Source organism: Streptomyces sp. NPDC037290 (genome assembly GCF_055603245.1).
In genome coordinates, this window is record NZ_JBVJVZ010000098.1 from 1 (window position 1) to 3,124 (window position 3,124).

3 protein-coding genes and 1 pseudogene are annotated in these 3,124 nt (G+C 64.4%); 2 read left to right on the forward strand and 2 right to left on the reverse strand.

Features of this window, described 5'->3' with window-relative positions; all coding sequences use genetic code 11:
- Positions 1-82 precede the first annotated feature (82 nt).
- Both ACZ7HQ_RS45035 and ACZ7HQ_RS45040 read right to left on the reverse strand, forming a co-directional pair.
- Positions 83-468 (reverse strand): annotated as a pseudogene (locus ACZ7HQ_RS45035) (integrase core domain-containing protein); the annotation flags it as partial.
- A 601-nt stretch (positions 469-1,069) separates the two neighbouring features.
- Complete coding sequence (locus ACZ7HQ_RS45040) at positions 1,070-1,207, reverse strand: hypothetical protein (RefSeq protein ID WP_471003319.1); 138 nt, start codon at positions 1,205-1,207, stop codon at positions 1,070-1,072.
- Between ACZ7HQ_RS45040 and ACZ7HQ_RS45045 the strand changes: the two genes are divergently transcribed.
- Both ACZ7HQ_RS45045 and ACZ7HQ_RS45050 read left to right on the forward strand, forming a co-directional pair.
- Positions 1,208-2,290: a hypothetical protein gene (locus ACZ7HQ_RS45045; RefSeq protein ID WP_471003322.1), complete on the forward strand. Its 1,083-nt coding sequence runs from the start codon at positions 1,208-1,210 to the stop codon at positions 2,288-2,290. It begins immediately after the preceding gene.
- A gap of 30 nt (positions 2,291-2,320) precedes the next feature.
- Positions 2,321-2,986 carry a hypothetical protein gene (locus tag ACZ7HQ_RS45050; protein WP_471003325.1) on the forward strand — a complete coding sequence of 222 codons (666 nt, stop codon included), beginning with the start codon at positions 2,321-2,323 and terminating at the stop codon, positions 2,984-2,986.
- Positions 2,987-3,124 lie beyond the last annotated feature (138 nt).

Sequence of the window (3,124 nt, forward strand, 5' to 3'; positions counted from 1 at the left end):
CAGGGAGCGGCACTCACCCGTGGAAGTGCGCCCCGGGCAGACGCCCGCGCACTCCCAGCCGCTGATCCCCAACACCACGACGAGGGACACCATCGTTCAGGGCCTGGTGCGGGCGCTGGTGGTTGTATGCGTGTACCCAGCCGTCGATCGCTTCCTGGGCCGCGGCCAGCGACTCGAACGGCACGACGTGATCGAGGAACTCCTCGCGCAGGGTGCGGTGAAAGCTTCGATCTCGCCCGTGGTGGGTGACCGCGACTTGGCCAGCCGCTGGGTGATGCCGTTCTCCCGGCAGATGCGCTCGAAGAGCACCTCCACCGGCTGTGGCCGTTGGTGCCGGCCGGTGAACTGCTTGCCGTTGTCCGTCAGCACCTCGAAGGGCACGCCGTAGCGGCGCATCGCGGCGGTGAAGGCCGAGCACACGGCGCGGGCGCTGGGCACGGCCACGACGGAAGCGATCACGAGGTGCCGTACCGGGCGGCGACCTCCCCGATCGGAGACCCGCCGAGCGCCTCGCGGACGGCCCGGTAGCGGTACTCGGCGGCCAGTTGCTGTGCATACACGACCACCGACCGAAACACCTCCGCCCCACCGAGGGACGGGAGACAGCGGACGTCCAACCGAACGTGTCACCCATGTTCTGAGCACAAACGGTCAAGCATCTCCTGAGACCTCACACCGACAAGCCCTCTGTTTCGGGGAGCGCCGGCCGTTTTCCTAATTGACGCGAATGACACGATGCACGACGACGGCACCGGATTTCGTTGCGTGGCGACGCCAGAGCAGATCCCCCGCAAGTGACGTGAGGTGTCGAGCGAGTGTTTTTACTCTCAGGTCCGTTCCAGCCACCTTTGGCAGTGCGCCAGCCAGTGGCTTTTTGTAGTCCGGCGTGCAGGGCGGTGACGATCCAGCCGCTGGAAGCGCCGAGCGTTGTCATCTCAGTTATGGTCATGTGACAGGCGATCGCGGTGATCATGCAGTCACCACATGTCACGGAACGGCTCAGCGCATAACATGGGAAGTCCGCCGACCCCCGACCGTGACTGCGCCGTGGACACACGGTCCTAGGAGGTCACACGAAGTTAAAACGGAAATGACTCTCGGTTAGCTCGCTCTGGGTGATGGTGGTCTGCTTACTGGCAGCACCCGCCATGGCATCAACGAGGCTGACTATCTCGGGAAAGGTGGTGATCCGTTCACCGTCTTCCATGTGGGTAGATCAGTCAAAGATCCACGTCAGGCATTCTTTGTGCCCTACCGCGGCAACCCGGTCGTCAACGGCCCCAATCTGTATGCGGCCAACCCTGTCATGGACCCTCTCAGGGCAGGCGGCATCTGGAACGTCTATTTCGGCGGCTGGCAGGCCGCAGGACAGCAACACGACGATATCTACATGTCCAGCACCAGAGACGACACACTCACCCACGGCTTCTCCGGAATCCGGACGATCATCGGTCACGGCATTTACAACCACGTCAACGACCCCTCAGCGGTCAGGCTCAAGGACGGTCACTGGGTCATGGCGATGACCGCCGGACCGGTCGCTATCCCGGGGTGTGCAATACTGCGGTCCAATGACGGCCTGCACTGGCCGCAGTTAACCGACCGCAGTCACGAGATCACCTTCAGGGGCGCGCACGTCAGCAACTGCGCCCGCCCATCATTGATCCTTAAATCGGGCTATAAGGGTGGTCACCGGTGGCGGTGGGATTTGTACTTCGACGGCGTGGTCAATGGCGTCGCGGAGCAGCATCTGGCCGTCTCCACCGAACCCTTCCCGCGACACTTTACATACGTGGCTGGAGTCGGCCCCTTCGCCGACGCCGACATCAAGCTGGTCCACGGACAGTACACCGCCGCTTACCGCGACATCATTTTCCCTCAAGTGTGGACCATCAAATACGCGACCAGTCGGAATGGCATCTACTTCAGGCGCCAGGGTCAATTGCTGGCCCCTGACCTGCTGGCAAGCTACGACGACTGCGGTGTCACCAACCCCGGCTGGGCCATCAATCAGAAAGGCCTGATCACCGCCGTGATGTATGGCAGCACGGCCAGCTGCGCCTATGACGCACACAAACTCGGCGTGGCCCTGCCGCAGGCGGAGGTGACCCTCTTCAGCGGCAATGCTGCCCATGTGCACCGGCAGGCCATCAGCGCCACCGCACAGCGCATCGACACCCACCAGTACAGCAGTATCGACCGGATCATGATCCGACAACGGCCTGGTGCACGCCCGATCATCAATCAAAAGATCCGCGGCACCCGTGGGGACGCATGGGCTGTTAAATAGCGTTCCCGTGTGGCCCGTTAGCCTGTGGGCATGTTGGAGCGTGTCATGTCCGGTCGCGCGGGCGGTCTGATCGCCCTGGGTGCCGCGGACGCTTTGTGGGTTGATCTGACGGCCGGTAGTGCTGTGCCGACGGCTTGTGGGGCATTCACCTGTTCTCCTGCCTGTGCCCGGCTGGGGTACGTCCTGCTCGGCGGTGATGTGGTGGCGACGGTGAGGGCGGAGGCCGGTCGGTGGAGTGTTGTGGAGGCTGACGTGCGCCGGGCGGCAGCGGAACTGAACGCGGTGGGGATGGACCGGCAGGACCTGGTGCGCATCGGTCCGTTTCGCGAGGCGCCGAGGCGGGAGGACGACGGGGAAACGCCGCTGCGTTGGCGCCGGCGCATCACAGAGGAGCTGCAGGAGCTGGGCAGCCCCGAGCGGGCAGCTCGACGTGAAGGCGGCCGGGCGTCCCATCTGGCGGGGATCGATTGGCGGCAGATGCTCGTGGAGCAGACCCTTGAGGGGAGGCGATCGACGTGGTGGCTGCCGCGTGCTGTGGTCAGGTTGCTGGATGCGGCCGAGCACGCCGAAACGCAGTGGGTGCAAGCCGCGCGGATGCGCCAGGCGGGCGCAGCCGTCACCGAATCCCACCCCCGACAGGCCCCAGACGCCGGCGGTCGGCAGACGACGGGGCTTGTCAAGTTGCTGATGGGGTAGGCGTGTTGGGGTATGCCGGTGGTGCTCGTGGTGCCTGCTTCACCTGGCCGTGTCCATGGATGTCGTTCCAGTGATCGTGTGCCAGACAGTGTGGCGTTCGGTCATCTCGGTGCGGTAGTCGGGGGCGGTCATCTGGTG